Annotated in this window: 23 protein-coding genes; 2 read left to right on the top strand and 21 right to left on the bottom strand. The window is 70.5% G+C overall.

The window, feature by feature from the left end; all coding sequences use genetic code 11:
* Positions 1 to 161: 161 nt before the first annotated feature.
* The 13 genes from ACTIE5_RS01130 to ACTIE5_RS01070 form a co-directional block, all read right to left on the bottom strand.
* The gene (locus ACTIE5_RS01130) at positions 162 to 1,475 is read right to left on the bottom strand and encodes a PBECR2 nuclease fold domain-containing protein (protein WP_439547848.1); all 1,314 of its coding nucleotides are present in this window, start codon (positions 1,473 to 1,475) and stop codon (positions 162 to 164) included.
* Positions 1,475 to 3,055: a DUF935 domain-containing protein gene (locus tag ACTIE5_RS01125; protein WP_439547847.1), complete on the bottom strand. Its 1,581-nt coding sequence runs from the start codon at positions 3,053 to 3,055 to the stop codon at positions 1,475 to 1,477. The genes ACTIE5_RS01130 and ACTIE5_RS01125 overlap by 1 nt, the downstream gene beginning before the upstream one ends.
* A 162-nt stretch (positions 3,056 to 3,217) precedes the next feature.
* The gene (locus tag ACTIE5_RS01120; RefSeq protein WP_439547846.1) at positions 3,218 to 4,555 is read right to left on the bottom strand and encodes a terminase large subunit domain-containing protein; all 1,338 of its coding nucleotides are present in this window, start codon (positions 4,553 to 4,555) and stop codon (positions 3,218 to 3,220) included.
* Positions 4,552 to 4,926 carry a hypothetical protein gene (locus ACTIE5_RS01115; RefSeq protein WP_439547845.1) on the bottom strand — a complete coding sequence of 125 codons (375 nt, stop codon included), beginning with the start codon at positions 4,924 to 4,926 and terminating at the stop codon, positions 4,552 to 4,554. Before ACTIE5_RS01115 ends, ACTIE5_RS01120 begins: the two co-directional genes overlap by 4 nt.
* A gap of 106 nt (positions 4,927 to 5,032) precedes the next feature.
* Positions 5,033 to 5,344, bottom strand: coding sequence for a Gp49 family protein (locus ACTIE5_RS01110; RefSeq protein ID WP_439547844.1), 312 nt, complete (start codon positions 5,342 to 5,344; stop codon positions 5,033 to 5,035).
* Positions 5,345 to 5,346: 2 nt separating this feature from the next.
* Positions 5,347 to 6,090: a DNA methyltransferase gene (locus ACTIE5_RS01105; RefSeq protein WP_439547843.1), complete on the bottom strand. Its 744-nt coding sequence runs from the start codon at positions 6,088 to 6,090 to the stop codon at positions 5,347 to 5,349.
* Complete coding sequence (locus ACTIE5_RS01100) at positions 6,087 to 6,296, bottom strand: hypothetical protein (RefSeq protein WP_439547842.1); 210 nt, start codon at positions 6,294 to 6,296, stop codon at positions 6,087 to 6,089. The genes ACTIE5_RS01105 and ACTIE5_RS01100 overlap by 4 nt, the downstream gene beginning before the upstream one ends.
* The gene (locus tag ACTIE5_RS01095) at positions 6,293 to 6,847 is read right to left on the bottom strand and encodes a phage protein Gp27 family protein (RefSeq protein ID WP_439547841.1); all 555 of its coding nucleotides are present in this window, start codon (positions 6,845 to 6,847) and stop codon (positions 6,293 to 6,295) included. Before ACTIE5_RS01095 ends, ACTIE5_RS01100 begins: the two co-directional genes overlap by 4 nt.
* 1 nt (position 6,848) lies before the next feature.
* Positions 6,849 to 7,142 carry a VpaChn25_0724 family phage protein gene (locus tag ACTIE5_RS01090; protein ID WP_439547840.1) on the bottom strand — a complete coding sequence of 98 codons (294 nt, stop codon included), beginning with the start codon at positions 7,140 to 7,142 and terminating at the stop codon, positions 6,849 to 6,851.
* Positions 7,142 to 7,510, bottom strand: coding sequence for a DUF2730 family protein (locus ACTIE5_RS01085; RefSeq protein WP_439547839.1), 369 nt, complete (start codon positions 7,508 to 7,510; stop codon positions 7,142 to 7,144). The genes ACTIE5_RS01090 and ACTIE5_RS01085 overlap by 1 nt, the downstream gene beginning before the upstream one ends.
* 4 nt (positions 7,511 to 7,514) lie before the next feature.
* Entirely contained in the window at positions 7,515 to 7,898 is a 384-nt protein-coding gene (locus ACTIE5_RS01080) for a hypothetical protein (RefSeq protein WP_439547838.1), read from the bottom strand.
* A 15-nt stretch (positions 7,899 to 7,913) separates the two neighbouring features.
* Positions 7,914 to 8,426, bottom strand: coding sequence for a hypothetical protein (locus tag ACTIE5_RS01075; RefSeq protein ID WP_439547837.1), 513 nt, complete (start codon positions 8,424 to 8,426; stop codon positions 7,914 to 7,916).
* Between the two features lie 98 nt (positions 8,427 to 8,524).
* Positions 8,525 to 8,779 (bottom strand): hypothetical protein, encoded by a 255-nt coding sequence (locus tag ACTIE5_RS01070; RefSeq protein WP_439547836.1) that lies wholly within the window; start codon positions 8,777 to 8,779, stop codon positions 8,525 to 8,527.
* 363 nt (positions 8,780 to 9,142) lie between these two features.
* Between ACTIE5_RS01070 and ACTIE5_RS01065 the strand changes: the two genes are divergently transcribed.
* Together ACTIE5_RS01065 and ACTIE5_RS01060 are read left to right on the top strand one after the other, a co-directional pair.
* Positions 9,143 to 9,523 carry a hypothetical protein gene (locus tag ACTIE5_RS01065; RefSeq protein WP_439547835.1) on the top strand — a complete coding sequence of 127 codons (381 nt, stop codon included), beginning with the start codon at positions 9,143 to 9,145 and terminating at the stop codon, positions 9,521 to 9,523.
* Between the two features lie 12 nt (positions 9,524 to 9,535).
* Positions 9,536 to 10,132, top strand: coding sequence for a hypothetical protein (locus ACTIE5_RS01060; RefSeq protein ID WP_439547834.1), 597 nt, complete (start codon positions 9,536 to 9,538; stop codon positions 10,130 to 10,132).
* 4 nt (positions 10,133 to 10,136) lie between these two features.
* Here the strand turns inward: ACTIE5_RS01060 and ACTIE5_RS01055 are convergent, their stop codons facing one another.
* From ACTIE5_RS01055 to ACTIE5_RS01020, 8 genes are read right to left on the bottom strand one after another with little or no spacing between them, the layout of a single operon-like run.
* A complete protein-coding gene (locus ACTIE5_RS01055) occupies positions 10,137 to 10,274 on the bottom strand; it encodes a hypothetical protein (protein WP_439547833.1) in 138 nt (45 codons plus the stop codon).
* Complete coding sequence (locus tag ACTIE5_RS01050) at positions 10,271 to 10,525, bottom strand: hypothetical protein (protein WP_439547832.1); 255 nt, start codon at positions 10,523 to 10,525, stop codon at positions 10,271 to 10,273. Before ACTIE5_RS01050 ends, ACTIE5_RS01055 begins: the two co-directional genes overlap by 4 nt.
* Positions 10,522 to 10,836, bottom strand: a complete 315-nt coding sequence (locus ACTIE5_RS01045; RefSeq protein ID WP_439547831.1) for a hypothetical protein — start codon at positions 10,834 to 10,836, stop codon at positions 10,522 to 10,524. The genes ACTIE5_RS01050 and ACTIE5_RS01045 overlap by 4 nt, the downstream gene beginning before the upstream one ends.
* Complete coding sequence (locus ACTIE5_RS01040; protein ID WP_439547830.1) at positions 10,836 to 11,252, bottom strand: hypothetical protein; 417 nt, start codon at positions 11,250 to 11,252, stop codon at positions 10,836 to 10,838. The genes ACTIE5_RS01045 and ACTIE5_RS01040 overlap by 1 nt, the downstream gene beginning before the upstream one ends.
* A gap of 3 nt (positions 11,253 to 11,255) precedes the next feature.
* Positions 11,256 to 11,636, bottom strand: coding sequence for a hypothetical protein (locus ACTIE5_RS01035; RefSeq protein ID WP_439547829.1), 381 nt, complete (start codon positions 11,634 to 11,636; stop codon positions 11,256 to 11,258).
* The gene (locus ACTIE5_RS01030) at positions 11,626 to 12,321 is read right to left on the bottom strand and encodes a regulatory protein GemA (protein ID WP_439547828.1); all 696 of its coding nucleotides are present in this window, start codon (positions 12,319 to 12,321) and stop codon (positions 11,626 to 11,628) included. Before ACTIE5_RS01030 ends, ACTIE5_RS01035 begins: the two co-directional genes overlap by 11 nt.
* Positions 12,318 to 12,908: a DnaA N-terminal domain-containing protein gene (locus tag ACTIE5_RS01025; RefSeq protein ID WP_439547827.1), complete on the bottom strand. Its 591-nt coding sequence runs from the start codon at positions 12,906 to 12,908 to the stop codon at positions 12,318 to 12,320. The genes ACTIE5_RS01030 and ACTIE5_RS01025 overlap by 4 nt, the downstream gene beginning before the upstream one ends.
* Positions 12,905 to 13,588 carry a DUF7168 domain-containing protein gene (locus ACTIE5_RS01020; RefSeq protein ID WP_439547826.1) on the bottom strand — a complete coding sequence of 228 codons (684 nt, stop codon included), beginning with the start codon at positions 13,586 to 13,588 and terminating at the stop codon, positions 12,905 to 12,907. The genes ACTIE5_RS01025 and ACTIE5_RS01020 overlap by 4 nt, the downstream gene beginning before the upstream one ends.
* Positions 13,589 to 13,603: the final 15 nt, after the last annotated feature.

Raw genomic sequence — 13,603 nt, 5'->3', positions numbered from 1 at the left:
CGGCACCGTGGCGTTCAGGCACCCGTGATTATACGCTGACAGCTGTCAGCCGAACGCCTATCTTGGGGCGGACGGGCGGGCCCCCGCGAAGGACCAATGCCGGGCCCGGCCACAGATATCCCCGCGCGGAGAGGGTGGGCCCCACCCAGTTCCCCCGCCCGTCACTCCCCCCGCCTGAACAGCAGCACGCCGCGGCGCTGGCGCTCCAGATAGGCCAGGCCCTTGCGCTCGTCTTCGCCGGCGCTCGGCTCGAAGCTGGTCACGCCGCGCCAGGTGCCGATCCCCTGCTCGAACAGGGCGAAGCCAGTGCGGCGGCGGTCGGGCGTCGTGAACCATGCGAGGTAGTATCGCAGCAGGCGAACGCGCTGGCCGCCCTTGCCGTCGCCGGTGACATCCAGCGATGTCCAGACTTCGTCGGGGTCCAGCAACGCCTGGGCTGCCAACAGGATCGTGGGCGCTCTGCCCCGCTTGGTGACCTTCAGATCCCCGGTCCGGCGATCGCGAAACATCTCCTCGCTGATCAGCACGTCAGCGCCGAGCACATCGCGGAACAGGGCGGGCTTGCCCGGCGCGGCGCCGAACTCCGCAAGGAAGCGCTTCACATACTCTTCCGCCGGCAGATCACCCGGCAGGATCTTCTGTGGCGGCACGACGCGCGGCGCTGGCGGCGGCGGCACCGGAGACGGCGTTCCGAAGATCCTCGGGACAGCGTTCGCATCGCCCGCGGTCATGTCACCAAGCGTCACCAGCGGATGCTCACCCGCCGGCCGCGGCACCAGCGCATCCATCGGCCGCTGGCCGGGGCTGTGCCCGAAGCCGGTGTCGATGCCCTTCGGCACGCGCACCCGCTGCGGGCCGGCCGCGGTGTTGATGGTGCGGTCCTCGATCTCGACCGGCGGCGCCTGGTCGCTGACCTTCCAGCCCTCACGCCGCAGCATGCCCGGGGAAACCATCAGCACGGTGCAGCGGCAGCCCCAGCCGTTCTTCGGGCTATGGGTGCGCCACCACGGATGCTCGGGCGGCAGGATGGTGCCGTTCCAGGCCGCGTGCTCCGGCCGCGTCGCGAGATCCATGGTGGCGACGTAGCGCACCCACAGATCCCGCCCCGCTGCCCGCGCTTCGGTGATCTGGCGCCACTTCCCGGCTTCGCGGGACTGGCCGAGGTTGGTTTCGAAGATCACCCGGGCGCGCCACCCGATCGGGCCGCGATAGGTCCAGCCCTCCCGGGTCACGATCGCGGCGAATTGCCGCTGGAAGTGCCGCACATCGCGGCCGTCCTGCATCGTCTCCAGCAGCGCCTGGCCGATGGACTGCAGCAGGCTGTCCTTCTTGGCGCCGGCGACGGCGAAGCCCCAGTTGTTCACCTCGCCCAGCGTGTCCGTCCAGCGATCGGACGGCAGCAGCGTGCCGAGGCGCTGGCGCAGCGCATCGGCCTGCTGCGTGAAGGCGACGCCCCCGTTGATCGCGCCCGACATCAGGCGGCCAGGTTATCGGCGATCTCGGCGCGCCCGGTGAGCTGCGCGACCGCCAGCGCCTGGGACATCGCCTCCGCCAACCCGGCGGTGGCCAGGCTCGGGTAGAGCTTCAGCAGGCCGGACGCCACGTCCTCCAGGCTGGCGGCGCCGGCGACGACGCCGGCGATGCGATCGAGCCAGGCATCCGTCTCCGGCGCGGCCGCGGCGCCCAGCTGCTCGGCCAGCGCAACCTCCGGCACCTGGCCGCCCATCCTGGCCCGGGCCCGCGTGCCGGCCTCCGCGAACATCGCGGCCAGGTTGTCGCCGGGTGGCACCGTCGGCGGCGGCTCATCCGGCGGTGCCTGGTCGGGCACCCAGCCCTCGCCATAGGTGCCCTCGATGTATTCGGGCGTGGGCTTGTAGCCGAGGCCCTTGACCTTGGTGTCCCGCTCCGCCCGCGCGACCAGGTCCTCCGGCTCCGACACATCCCACCAGACGGACGGATAGGGGATGCCCAGCGCGGCGTAGCCCGGCAGGTTGAAGTCCACGATCCAGCGAACCAGGCTGCCATTCAGCGTGTCGGACAGCAGATCCGCATCGCCCTTGGTCAGTTCCAGCCGGACCTCATTGTGCACCTGGCCCAGCGCGCGGCTGCCGCTGCTGCCCTGGCTGGTGGTCAGCGTCTGGCCGAGGACGACCTTGCTGATGTCCTCGTCCATGTAGCGGGCCAGCTTCTCATAGCCGTCGAAGGTGCCGTTGCGCTTCGCTTCCAGCAGTTCCACCGCCATCCCCTCCGGGATCGCCACGCCGGCTTCGCTGGCGATCGCCTGCAGGGCGGCCAGCAGCTTCGCCTGGTCTGGCTCCGACGTGCCATTGGGATAGCGGCCCAGCGCCGTGGGCTGGCCGAACTTCTCCAGCCCGCTCAGCCAGAAGCCGATCCCCTGCCGCTTGAAGAAGACCGGCCAGAACAGCCGCGACCCCAGGCCAAGGCCCCAGGGGTGCTCATACTTCGACCCGAAGCGATGCAGCACGAACTTCCGGGGCGGCACCGCTTCGCCGATCGACGGAGACGCCTTGGTCAACAGCCGGAGATCCGCGACGGGCGGCGGGGCGTCCTGGAGGCGCGTCGGCGTGGTGGCGGGCGGCAGCCGGAATTCGAAGCGCAGCGGGTCCCGGCCGCGCAGCTCCGCGGGCATGATCTCCCGCCCCCGGATCACCCACATCACCTCCGCCACCGCCACGCCCTTCAGCAGGGCGTCCAGCAGCTTCTCCACCGCCTGGTTGAACTTGCTGCCCTTCAACGCGCGCTCGACCAGGTCCCGCGCCTGTTCGGCCCGGCTGTCATTCTCCGCCCCGGCATGGACGGACCATTCCCGGCCGAGCAACGCCATGCGGCGCTTGCCCAGCTCGCACCCCACCTGCGGGTCCCGCTCCAGCTCGTCATACAGGGCCAGGCGCTTGGCCTGGCCGCGCGACTGGATGATCGGGTCCTCGATCGCGATCTTGTCGCCGTAGTGCCAGCGGTTCGGGTCGGTCCCGATGGTGGCGACTTCGCGCGCCAACTCGGCCGGCGCGGGGGCCTGTTCGATGCTGTCCGACACGTCAGTGCCCCCTTGTCCGGCGAAGGCCGATTTTCTGGCCGCAGAGGCCCGTGGGGCGCCGGGCGCTCCGATGGCGCACGAAATCGCCCCGGAGCCGCTCAGCCCCTTTCAAACGGGTATGAACGGGCGCGTTTCGGGGCTGGGGGGTGGCGCGACCGCGCATCATCGCCCCCAGCCGTCCAGTCCGCCCATGAAGTCCCGCACGATCGGCGCGGCCGCGCGGCCCTGGCCGACGGTCTGGAACTCGATCGGCGCCGGCGGCGTGTCGGCGGCGCCGAGGCCGAGGAAGCACGCCCAGGCCCGGTCCGCGTGGCCGTTCGCATCGCGCTCCGCCACGAAGCGCGGCACGCCGGTGGCGCCCACTTCCTTCTTCAGTTTGTGCAGGTCCGCCCGCAGCGCCGGCCGTCCGGCCGGGATACGCACGCGGCGGTCCTGGAAGGCTTCCTTCGCCAGCGTCGCCAGGCGCAGCTGCACCGCGCCGTTCATCAGCACGCCTTCGACGCGGGTCGTGCCGTAGGCGCGCTGGGCGTCTTCCACCGGCTTCTCACCCATGCCCGTCTGGTCCCAGGCGGACCGGATCACGCGGTAGCGGTCGAAGACCTGGTCGCGGGCGCGGTCCTGTTGGGCGAAGGTGGCGCCCTTCAGCTCCACGATCTCCCGGCACCACATCACGTCCCCCACCTGTTCCCACACCCAGATGACGAACAGGTCCCGGCGCCGGCCGATATCGACGCCGACGAAGACCGGGCCGCCCTGGTACAGCTCCGGCCGCCCGGCGTCCTCATGCTCCACCCCGCTGATGAGGTCGAAGGACAGCCAGGCCGATGCCTCGTCCAGCCAGTGCAGTTCGAATTCCTGGGCCCAGGCGTCGTCGTCGTTGATCGCGGCGCGCAGTTGCTCCACGTCCCGAGGCAGGCCATCCGCCACGGCGCGGTGGATGTCCACGATGTGGCGGGACCAGGTGGCGTCCTGGCCCGTCACCAGTTCGTAGAACTTGTTGCCCTTGCCGTTGGGCGTGCTGGTGATGCGCAGGCGCCAGCCATTGGAGATGACGGGGAACAGGGCCTTCCAGATCGCGTGGCTGTCCTGGTGAAAGGCGAATTCGTCCAGGAAGACGTTCGCGCTGAAGCCGCGGGCGGTGTCCGGGTTGGCCGGCAGGGCGGTGATCTTGCTGCCGTTCGGCAAATCCACCTCCAGCGCCCGCACCCGCGTCTGTTCCCCCACCCAGTCGTAGTCCATGGCCTGGCAGGCGGCGCCATAGGCGGCGGCGTGGCGCTTGATGCCCTCGTCCATCGCTTCCTTCGCCTGGCGCTCGCCGCGCGACAGGATCACCCAGCGCTCGCGCGTGCCCTGCGCCGCCGCCTCGATGCAGCTGTCCACGATCTCCAGCGTGGTGGTGAAGGTCTTGCCGGTCTGGCGGGCGAACATGCCGAGCTTGAACCGGCTGCGGTCCAGGAACCAGGCGCGCTGATAGGCGAAGAGGGGAATGGCGGGGGTCATCCGGCTGGGAAGTCCTCGTCCTGAATGTCGTCCGGAAGCGGCTCCACGGTCAGCCGAGCTTCCACTGTGCCATACCCAACCCGGAATTCTGCGGACTGGCTTCCCCGCTGCCCGTGCGCGCACCAAGCCTCCATCCAAAGGTGGAAGGCCAGGTAGAGCGGCGCTTCGCTTTCCGGGATGCGGCGAGCGACCTTGCTGTCGTCCGGGTAGATGCCCACCCGCACCAGGTTTGTGGAGGTCAGGAACACCGCCTCGACGGCCAGATAGCCCGTCATCGGCGCCATGGACGCACAAAGCTCCATCGCCCGGCCGGGCAGCAGCCCAAAGCGTTCGGCGAGTGACGCTACATCGAGGTCGCGCTTAGTCGGCATGATGAGAGCCTTTCGTGGGTGCGCCAGCCTATCCGGCGCACCCAGCCGGCCTACATGGAGCAGCCCGGCCGCGTCATGCCCGATGGCGCCTCTGTCCACAGAAATCTCAGCGAACCCGACGGCCGGACAGAAACTCACGCAGCAGGTAGCCTTCCAGCGCCCAGATCTTCGCCCGGGCATTCTCCCGGGCGATGCGGCGGCCGATGGCCTGGTCGAAGTTCTCCGGGCTGGCCGCCGCGCTTTCACCGGTCACGCAGAAGCCGTTCCGCAGCGTCAGGCAGCACACGGTGAGCGTGGTGCCGGGGAAGACGTGATACGCCTCCGCCGCGATGGCCCCGTCGATCTGGTCCGGCGTCAGCCGCGGGGCAGTCAGGCCCTTCGCCACGATCTCCGCCTCGGTCGCCGCTTCGTCGCGCATGGTCATCCCTCCGGGTGTGGCCCGCCCCAAGGGCCGGGCGTGGGCTGGGCCTGCAGGCGCGCCAGGCGCTCGCAGGCGATGTCGAAGTACCGGCGCTCGGCCTCGATCCCGATGCAGTCGTGGCCCAACTGCTGGGCGGCCACGAGGGTGGTGCCGCTGCCCATCCACGGGTCCATGATGATCCCGCCGGCGGCCACCCGCGCTTCGCGGATGCACCACCGCATCAGGGCCGTGGGCTTCTGGGTTGGATGCACCCGGGGCTTGCCGGGCCCTACATCCTCCCGCCCCTCCGGCCCCACATGCCAGCCGCCCCATTGAAGGCGGTAGATCCGCATCGGGCGCTGCACGGGCCGGCGCGGGCGGCCGCCGCGCTGGCGGCGCGGGAAGGGCTTGTCCAGCAGCAGCGCGGCTTCGCCATCGCCCTGGCATAGCCGCCCGCCATCCGGCCTCTTGTCCCACACCAGCCAGGACCCGGGCGGCATGCGGTCCGCGAAGCGATGCGCGCCCCACAGCAGGATGATGTCGGCCAGGTGCAGCCAGGGCGCGGGGTCGAAGGGCGCGTCGTCGCCCATGATCGCGGGGTAGTTCTTCGACGGCTCGCCGGATCGTATGACGTTGACCTTCAGGCGCTGGCCATAGGGCGGGTCCGCCACCACGGCCGCGGGGCGTGGCAGCGTGGGCGCGATCTCCCGGCTGTCGCCCAGCCAGAGCGTGGCGCCGCCGATCCGGACGCATTCGGGCGTCATGCGGCGCCTCCCATGGCCCGCCTGGCCTGGATGCGCGCCATCTGGCGCAGGCGCCGCTCGCGTTCCCTCCGGCCGTTGGCGCCGGGCACAAGCGGGTTTGCACGGGGGTTGAAGCGGCGGCCTTCGCGTGGCCGAGGCGCGGCGTTCGCGCAGCTGACGTCGAAGATGGACGGCGCGAACAGGCTGAAGGTGTCGATGACGATCATGCTGCTGCTCCCGTGATGCCGTAGACTTCCTCCCGGATGCGCTTCAGCGCCTCCGGGTCCAGGCGCATGGCCTTGCCGACGCGATCGACGGCATCCACCGCGGCGGCCGCAGCCTTGGCCGTGGCGTCGGCGCGGGCCTTGGCTTCCAGATCCGCCTTGACCCGGTCCGTGTCCGTGATGGCCTTCACCATCCGCGCCAGCCGGGCCAGTTCCAGAGGCTCCACCGCCGCTTCGTTGTCGCCGGCCGCGGCCATGGTCTGGAAGGCGAGCGTCTTCACCATTTCCGCCAGCAGGCGGCCCACATCGCTGTCCGGATCCGCGCGGAACTGGGCGGTCCATTTCCCCGCGACTTCCTGCGCCTCCCGGTACCGGGTCAGGCTGTCCTCGAAGTTCTGGCGGTAGCGGTGCACGGCTGATTTGCTGGCGTCGCCGCCCATGCCGCGGATCAGGGCGACGATGTCGTCGAGCGTCGCGCGGCCTTCGGTGATGGCGGCGTCCACCGCCGCCTTCACGCGGGGGTCGAGTGCCTGGATGCTGGACCGGCGGGCCATGTCACCGCGGCCTCGGCTTCTTCACGCCGGGCACCACGGCGCGGCCCAGCGCCACGTCCTGCCCGCGCGCGGTGATGGTGGCCACCACCAGGCCGTGCGTGTCCCGGGTGGTGGCCAGCCCCTGCTCCGCCAGCCAGGCCAGGTCCACGCGCACCTGGTCGCCGGAAGGATTGTGGCCGAAATCGCCCAGGGCGGAATGCAGCAGCGCTTCATTCCCCGAACCACCCGGGGAGGCTTCCAGCAGCAGCAGGATGGACAGGCGCCGATCCTCGGTCACCAGCTGGGGGTAGGACATCAGGCGCCTCGCTTCAGGTGCTCGTCGATCAACTCCACGCGCCGGCCGGTGGCGGTCATCAGCTTCTCCATCCCTTCCAGCCGGGCGCCGACGGCGCGGACATCGCCGCGGAGATCCGCGAACATCAGCGTCAGGGCGTTCATCTGCTCCGCCGTGGGCAGGTGGCGCATGGCCGTCTCGATGCTCGCCAACCGGCCGTCATGCGCATCGATCCGCTCATCCAGCGCCTTCACCGCGCTGGCGGAGGCAGTGCCGGCCGTCTTTTCCGCCACGATCTGCAGGATGTGGCTGCGCAGCATCCAGCCGCCGAGCGCGACAATCAGGCCGAGCCCGAAGACCAGCAGGCCCTGGTACTGGAGCAGCTCCATGGCGCTACTTCTGCGCCCGGCGCGCGCGGATGATGTCGTCCAGGCCGGTGGGGCCGATCTTCAGCTTGGCCAGCGCATCGGGCACCCGGCCGCGCATGTAGGCGGCCGCATCGCCCACGATGCTCTCCGCTGCTTCGTAGACGGGCCCGTTGTCCGTTGGGGCGGTCATCGCCGCCAGCTGCAGACGCTGGCTGGCCGCGTCCTCGGCATAGGCGATGGCGCGGTCGAGCGCTTCCAGGAAGTAGCCCCGCACCTTGTCCTCGGCCGACAGGTTCAGCCAATCCGCCCCCTTCTTCGCGGCGACGGCGCCGAGGCCGAACAGCAGAGTGCCCGCGACGTTGATCGCGATCTCCGCGAAGGGCATCAGGAAATGGGCGATCGAGTTCATCGGCGTCTCTCCGGTTCAGGCTTTTGCCAGCTGGCCGGGCACATCGAGCCCGGCGAGGTCCATGGCTTTCTCGATCAGGTCCGGCGGATAGGGCTGCTGCCCGTTCTCCTGCCGGACGATGGCGGCGATCAGCGCGCCCATGACGGCGGGGTCCTGCACATCCACGGGGGTGGTGATGGTGACGCCCAGCGCCTTGGCCAGCGCCCGCGCATAGGCATCCGTGTGGTTCGCCACCACGGTGCCATCCGGCTTCCTGTGGCTGGGCGGCGCCCAGCGGTTCGCGATGGCCTGCGGCGTGCGGACATCCCGGTTGCGGTAGCTCAGCAGGATGCGGGCGATGGCGCGCAGGCCCCATTCGGGGGCGGTGAAGACCACGAATTCGGCATCGCCGGACTGGTCTTCCGCCTGGCCGCGCCAGGTGACGGACTTCGTGCGCAGCACGTTGCCGGGGTTGTGGTTGCGGATGCCGCGGGGCTGGCGGGCTTCGGCTTCCAGGATGGGCTTGCGGGGCGGGGTGGGGCTCGGCATGCTGGCACCGTGCCGTGCGGCGCCCCCACCCGGCAGGCTGACAGCTGTCAGCGGGACAGGCGAAGGGGGGCCGAAGCCCCCCTTCTTTCAGTCCAGTCTCAAGCCGGTTGAGACTGCGTTGAGACCGGCTTCAGCGGCCCGCCATCGGCCCGGTTCGCCAGCGCCTCCAGCTCCGCCTGCAGGGGCTCCACCAGCACGGCCAGGAGGGTGGAGAGGTTCTCCGCGCGGACCGAGGCGAGGTCCCCGGCGGCGGTGATCAGGTCCGTCACGCCACCCAGCGCGGCCGCCAGGCGCTGCGCGCGATCGAGGTCCGCGCCGCGGATGGGTTGGGCAAGATGGGCGGGGTCAAGCATGTCGGTGCCCCCCTCGCGACTGGTGTCCGATCATCGGACTACGCTCCTCTGGCTCAGGGCGCACGGGGCGCCCCGGGTGTTGGAAAGCCGCCAGAGGACAGCCGCGCGCAGCTTTAGGTTCGGCCGTAGCCGTTCCCTGAACATGCCTGCGCGCCACCCGGGACATAGGGGTTCCCCGTGCGAGGGGCGGACGCCTCTGGTCAGCACAGCCGCACGCGGTTTCCACGCCACATGCGTCCGTCGCGGAACATGCGCGCACGGGATGGTGAAGGCAAGGCATGGACTCTGCCCGCCGTCGAAATGGCTGGACGCCGAAGAGGCGCCGTTGCAGCGTTCGGCCACCGCACCGATCGGAGCCTGACCATGCGACGCCTTCTGCTTGTTGCCCCGCTGATCCTCGCCGGGTGTGGCGTTTCCCCCGCATTCCGGCCGACGACGCCCGCAATGCCCGGTCCAGATGGCCTGCCGGCTATGCAGTTCACCCGGACGGTCCGCCTGGAAGGCCCCGTCGGGAACCGCCTCGAATTCGTAGCCGGGGCCGTGCTTGTGGCTGACCGGACGCGCGACGAGGATGGCGCGACGCTGTGGTGCGGCCCCGTGCAGATCACGGACATCACGATCGAGCAGCGCCCGACCTGCATCACCAGGGATGGTGACAGCGTTCAGCTGGTTCAGGAAATTCGTGGCGGCGGGTGGCAACGCACATTGCCAGCCGGTAGCTACCGAGAATTCCGCCTGCGGTAGAAGGACAGTGATATGGCCTGGCCCCTGATCCCCGCCTTTGTGTGCCTGCTGGTCGCGGCCTGCGCACCAACGCCGCAGGACACCCGCGTTGACCAGACGCCGGACTGGGTGAGCCGCAACGCTGGCGCCGCGCCGGTCATTACTCCGCCAACGGCACCGGCTGTGCCGGCAACGGATGCCGCTTGGTTCGTTCGCTGCACTGAGAACGCCGTGACTACTGCCGCCGAATGCTTCGCCCAGCGCTGGGCCGGCGGCGGCCGCTTCGCGCGCGTCAGCTTCGGCCGCGCCCGAAACGGCGCGAGCTTCGGCCCCCACCTCCACGTAACCCACGACTGGCCCGATCCGCAGGTACAGCCCATCGTGAGGGTGGACACCTGGCGCCCGCTTGACCTTGACCAGCGGCGGATGGGTCGGAGTTGCGAAGCTATCCGGCAGATGAAAATTGGCGCCGTCATGCGCGTGCAGGCCGCGGACTGGCCGCGGTGCGAGGCCTGCATGCAGTACGAGGTATCGCTGCCAGGCTTCGCAGCCGCCTACGAAGAAGCCCGCCGCCGCGCCGCGGCCCAAGGCATCAACGCAAGCTGCCCCGGCGATCCGCCTCTGCGCTGACCCATCATTGCCCATCGTCGAGCGCCTGCCGTTCCGCGCGGTGCTCAACCAGGCGGATGTAGATCCCCACCGCCGCCACGGTCACCGCCGCGCCGATCGCAGCGCCGCCCAGCAGCATCACGACGGTCTGCGCGAAGCTCATCCCTTCGGCCCTTCCAGGCGAAGGCGCACCGGCATGAAGTCACGCCCGGGCTCGATGCGCAGGTGCAGCGACACATCCAGCCGCGTGCCGTCGGGAAGCTTGAAGTCGGCGTGGATGTAGGGGGAATTGCCCAACTCGGCCGTCTCGGCGCCCGCGATGAACACCACGGCCTGGTCGCTCAACAAGCCCAGGCAGCTCTTCAGCCCCTTCTGCAGCGCGCTGCGCGCTGCCTTTTCACGCGCGGCGCTCACGCCCCGAACCCCAGGCCCGCCACGCCGGCCACCCAGACGGCCATCTCTGGCGTCCGCGGCACCGGCCGCACGGGTGGCACCGCCACCACGGGCGCCATCTCGCAGAACTGGGCGATCAGCTCCTCGGCCTGCGCCAGTTCATGCACCGCATGCGCCAGCGCCCCGTAATCCCCCATGGTCCCGTCCGGCTGCATGCTGAGCGAGACGGCGAGTTCCGACGCCTCGTTCGCGATCATCAGCAGGGCATCCAGGCGGCGTTGCTGCCAGCGGCGCGCCGCGGCGGCAGGGTCCAGCAAGGGCATGGCGTCCATCACGAAGCTCCTGATGAGGGTGGCGGGAACAGGTTCATCTGGCGGCTTTCCTGTTCCTCTCGGAACTTCGCCAGCCAGCGATGCACGGTGCGGACATGCAGGCCGGTTTCTCCGGCCATCTGGTCCACCGTCAGAGGCCGCGCGGCCAGGCTGCGAAGCGCGCGCAGCTGCTGCGCGCGGTCCGCGTCAGGCCCCTGCGGGACCGTGATGCGCGTGCCCGGCTGGTGGTAGTCACGGGTCAGCAGCCATTCGAGCATCTCGATCCCGAAGGCCCGGGCGACAGGATGCTCCGCCGTGGCGCTGGCCGGCAGGTAGAGGTAGCGGCCGCCGAACCGGCGCGCGAAGGCCAAGGCCACGGGAAGCCCGTGCACCTCCGCCATGTCGCGCAGCAGGTTGGGCAGCCACACCCGTTCCATGGGTCAGGCGGCTTCCCGCGCGTTGATCGCGGCGCAGAGGTCGCAGCAGAAGCGATACCGGCTTTCGGGCTTGAAGGCGCGCTTGCAGCGCAGGCACTTCCGCTGGCCCACCTTGTCGGCCGCCTGGGCGCGGCCGGCGCCGATGCGCGTGGGCAGGGTCTGCCAGCTGCCGTCGCAGGCAGCGGCCAGGCGGCGGTTCTGGCCCACCGGCAGCATCGCCACCAGGCCGGCGATCCGCGCGGCGCGCAGCATGTCGGCGACAGTGCCCTCGTGCAGGTCCAGCGCATCGGCCAGGTCCTGATTGCTCGGGCAGGGCTGGCGGTCTTCCGCCGCGCGCCGCAGCTCCGCCACCAGGCGGTCCAGCGCTGCCTGGTTACGCTGCATCGCCGGCCTCCGCCTTCCGGGCGTGGCGGCGCAGCAGCGCGCCGAGGTCCCGCACCGCCTTCGCCGCCTGCGTGGCATCCAGCGCCGCTGTGTTGGCCACGCGGAAGGTCTTCGTCAGCCAGGTGTCCAGGCGGGACATGCGGCCGTGGCGCAGCGCGCCGGCATCGGCCAGCGCGCTCCACAGCGCCAGCACCATGGCCTGGTCCCGCGTCTCGGTCGGGTGGATGGTCAGGCCATTGGCGACTGCCACGACGGGGTCGCTGCCATCCACGCGGTCGCGCCAGTCCTTCAGCGCCTCGATCAGCTTGTTCAGATCGCGCGGCGTGCACCACGCCAGCTGATGCTTGCCGGTGACGCGCTTCGCGAAGGTGGCCAGGGCCTGTTCGCTGGGGTCCCGCACCGCGCCGGCCTCGTGCAACTCGATCCACAGGCCGCGCGCCATCTTCATCTGCGGGCGATCATCCAATGGCGTGGCCGTCTTCGCGGCCTTGCCCTGGCGCTTCGGCGCGCCGCGCTTGTGCAGCGCATCCAGCACCAGGCCGAGCTTGCGGCCATCCATCTCCCGCAGGCTTTCCCGGCCCGCGACATTGCCCAGGAAGGCGCGCCAGGTGCTCTCGTCCTCCAGGCCCTCGACCTGCTTGCGGCAGGCATGGACGGCGGCGATCAGCCGGGGCGGCGCGCTCATGCTTCGTCTTCCTCGTCGGGGTGCAGATCGGCCGGGTCCGGTTCCTCGCCCTCGACCACCACGCGGACCTGCGGCGCCAGCAGGCGCAGCACGGCCATGAAGTGCGCGCGGATGTGGTTGGCCATGAACCGGCTGGGGGCGATCAGCTCCAGCATCTCGCCGTCATGCCGCCGGCGGGGCGCGCACTTCGCGATCCAGGCGCGGAAGTCGGCGACCGACATGCGGTCCTTCAGCGCCGGCCACAGATCATGCGCCTCATGCGCCTGCCCGGTGCCGGCGCCTGCCTGCACCGCCGCGACGGCGGCCGGCAGGTAGTCCAGGAACCGGCCCTGGCGGAGAAAGGTCGCGGCGTGCGGGATGTAGGCCGGGTTGGTGCCGATCTGCTTGCATTCCGCCGCATAGTTCGCGGCTGTGGCGACCAGGTCCTCCGCCTTCCGGCCGGCCTTGACGGCCTCCGCGAAGGCGGCCTCTGCCAGTGCCTTCGGGTTCGGCATGCGCGGCGGATAGGCCTTCCAGAAGGCGTCGAAATGCGGCTTCAAATGCGGTGGAAGGCCGCTTCCACGGAACAGGCTGGCCTGGCGGGTCATTCGCGGCCGCCTCCGGGCAGCGCCAGCGGTGCGGCGCTGCCACGCATGCCGAGGCTGACATTGGTCTCCCGGCCAGACCGCGCCCCGGCGTAGTATGCTTCGGCGAAGTTGCGGGCATTCAAGCCCACCTTGCGCGCCTTGGCTGTCTTCATCGGGCCCTCGGCGTCGAGTGCCTTATCCGCCCGGTCCAGGTCGCGCTTGCGTGTGGGATCTTGCAGGTCGATCAACGCCAGCAGCTTCTTGGACATCGCCACCGCGAAGCCGGCCATGAAGGCCTTGCGCGCCTGGGTTTTGGTGCGCGCCGTGCGGCGCCGCTTCATCTCCGGCGACTTCGCGAATTCGCGTGACGCGCGGGCGGCCGCGCCGGCGATGACGCCGTGCAGATACTCCGCGATCTCCGGCCAAGGGTCGCAGCCGAGGTAGACCAGCGTCCGGCCCTGATAGCCCGTCTCGGTGTAGAGCCGGCAGCGCGCCGCATAGGCCACGGATGGCCAGATGGCGTCGATCTCGGTCCACTTCTTCAGCAGCGGCAAGCGCGCCTTGGTGACGGCGACCAGGTCCTCGGTCAGCCCATGCTGGCGCATCAGCTCCAAAGCCTTCTCCGCCGCCAGCAGCGCCTCGGCCTCGGTGCAGCCGCGCGCCGGCGTCTTGGCCAACAGCGCGCGGATGCGCGCCTTCACGGCGTCCAGATCGTC

This window comes from Falsiroseomonas sp. (assembly GCF_051859025.1).
In the GTDB taxonomy this organism is placed as follows: domain Bacteria; phylum Pseudomonadota; class Alphaproteobacteria; order Acetobacterales; family Acetobacteraceae; genus Falsiroseomonas.
Note: the sequence above shows the minus strand (reverse complement) of the source record. Positions and strands in the feature narration are given on the sequence as shown.

What these genes read in the sequence shown, in the direction of transcription:
- ACTIE5_RS01130 (WP_439547848.1), bottom strand. Translation starts at nt 1,475, where the DNA reads ATGTCGGGCGCGATCAACGGGGGCGTCGCCTTCACGCAGCAGGCCGAT.
- ACTIE5_RS01120 (WP_439547846.1), bottom strand. Translation starts at nt 4,555, where the DNA reads ATGACCCCCGCCATTCCCCTCTTCGCCTATCAGCGCGCCTGGTTCCTG.
- ACTIE5_RS01115 (WP_439547845.1), bottom strand. Translation starts at nt 4,926, where the DNA reads ATGCCGACTAAGCGCGACCTCGATGTAGCGTCACTCGCCGAACGCTTT.
- ACTIE5_RS01110 (WP_439547844.1), bottom strand. Translation starts at nt 5,344, where the DNA reads ATGCGCGACGAAGCGGCGACCGAGGCGGAGATCGTGGCGAAGGGCCTG.
- ACTIE5_RS01105 (WP_439547843.1), bottom strand. Translation starts at nt 6,090, where the DNA reads ATGACGCCCGAATGCGTCCGGATCGGCGGCGCCACGCTCTGGCTGGGC.
- ACTIE5_RS01100 (WP_439547842.1), bottom strand. Translation starts at nt 6,296, where the DNA reads ATGATCGTCATCGACACCTTCAGCCTGTTCGCGCCGTCCATCTTCGAC.
- ACTIE5_RS01095 (WP_439547841.1), bottom strand. Translation starts at nt 6,847, where the DNA reads ATGGCCCGCCGGTCCAGCATCCAGGCACTCGACCCCCGCGTGAAGGCG.
- ACTIE5_RS01090 (WP_439547840.1), bottom strand. Translation starts at nt 7,142, where the DNA reads ATGTCCTACCCCCAGCTGGTGACCGAGGATCGGCGCCTGTCCATCCTG.
- ACTIE5_RS01085 (WP_439547839.1), bottom strand. Translation starts at nt 7,510, where the DNA reads ATGGAGCTGCTCCAGTACCAGGGCCTGCTGGTCTTCGGGCTCGGCCTG.
- ACTIE5_RS01080 (WP_439547838.1), bottom strand. Translation starts at nt 7,898, where the DNA reads ATGAACTCGATCGCCCATTTCCTGATGCCCTTCGCGGAGATCGCGATC.
- ACTIE5_RS01075 (WP_439547837.1), bottom strand. Translation starts at nt 8,426, where the DNA reads ATGCCGAGCCCCACCCCGCCCCGCAAGCCCATCCTGGAAGCCGAAGCC.
- ACTIE5_RS01070 (WP_439547836.1), bottom strand. Translation starts at nt 8,779, where the DNA reads ATGCTTGACCCCGCCCATCTTGCCCAACCCATCCGCGGCGCGGACCTC.
- ACTIE5_RS01065 (WP_439547835.1), top strand. Translation starts at nt 9,143, where the DNA reads ATGCGACGCCTTCTGCTTGTTGCCCCGCTGATCCTCGCCGGGTGTGGC.
- ACTIE5_RS01060 (WP_439547834.1), top strand. Translation starts at nt 9,536, where the DNA reads ATGGCCTGGCCCCTGATCCCCGCCTTTGTGTGCCTGCTGGTCGCGGCC.
- ACTIE5_RS01055 (WP_439547833.1), bottom strand. Translation starts at nt 10,274, where the DNA reads ATGAGCTTCGCGCAGACCGTCGTGATGCTGCTGGGCGGCGCTGCGATC.
- ACTIE5_RS01045 (WP_439547831.1), bottom strand. Translation starts at nt 10,836, where the DNA reads ATGGACGCCATGCCCTTGCTGGACCCTGCCGCCGCGGCGCGCCGCTGG.
- ACTIE5_RS01040 (WP_439547830.1), bottom strand. Translation starts at nt 11,252, where the DNA reads ATGGAACGGGTGTGGCTGCCCAACCTGCTGCGCGACATGGCGGAGGTG.
- ACTIE5_RS01035 (WP_439547829.1), bottom strand. Translation starts at nt 11,636, where the DNA reads ATGCAGCGTAACCAGGCAGCGCTGGACCGCCTGGTGGCGGAGCTGCGG.
- ACTIE5_RS01030 (WP_439547828.1), bottom strand. Translation starts at nt 12,321, where the DNA reads ATGAGCGCGCCGCCCCGGCTGATCGCCGCCGTCCATGCCTGCCGCAAG.
- ACTIE5_RS01025 (WP_439547827.1), bottom strand. Translation starts at nt 12,908, where the DNA reads ATGACCCGCCAGGCCAGCCTGTTCCGTGGAAGCGGCCTTCCACCGCAT.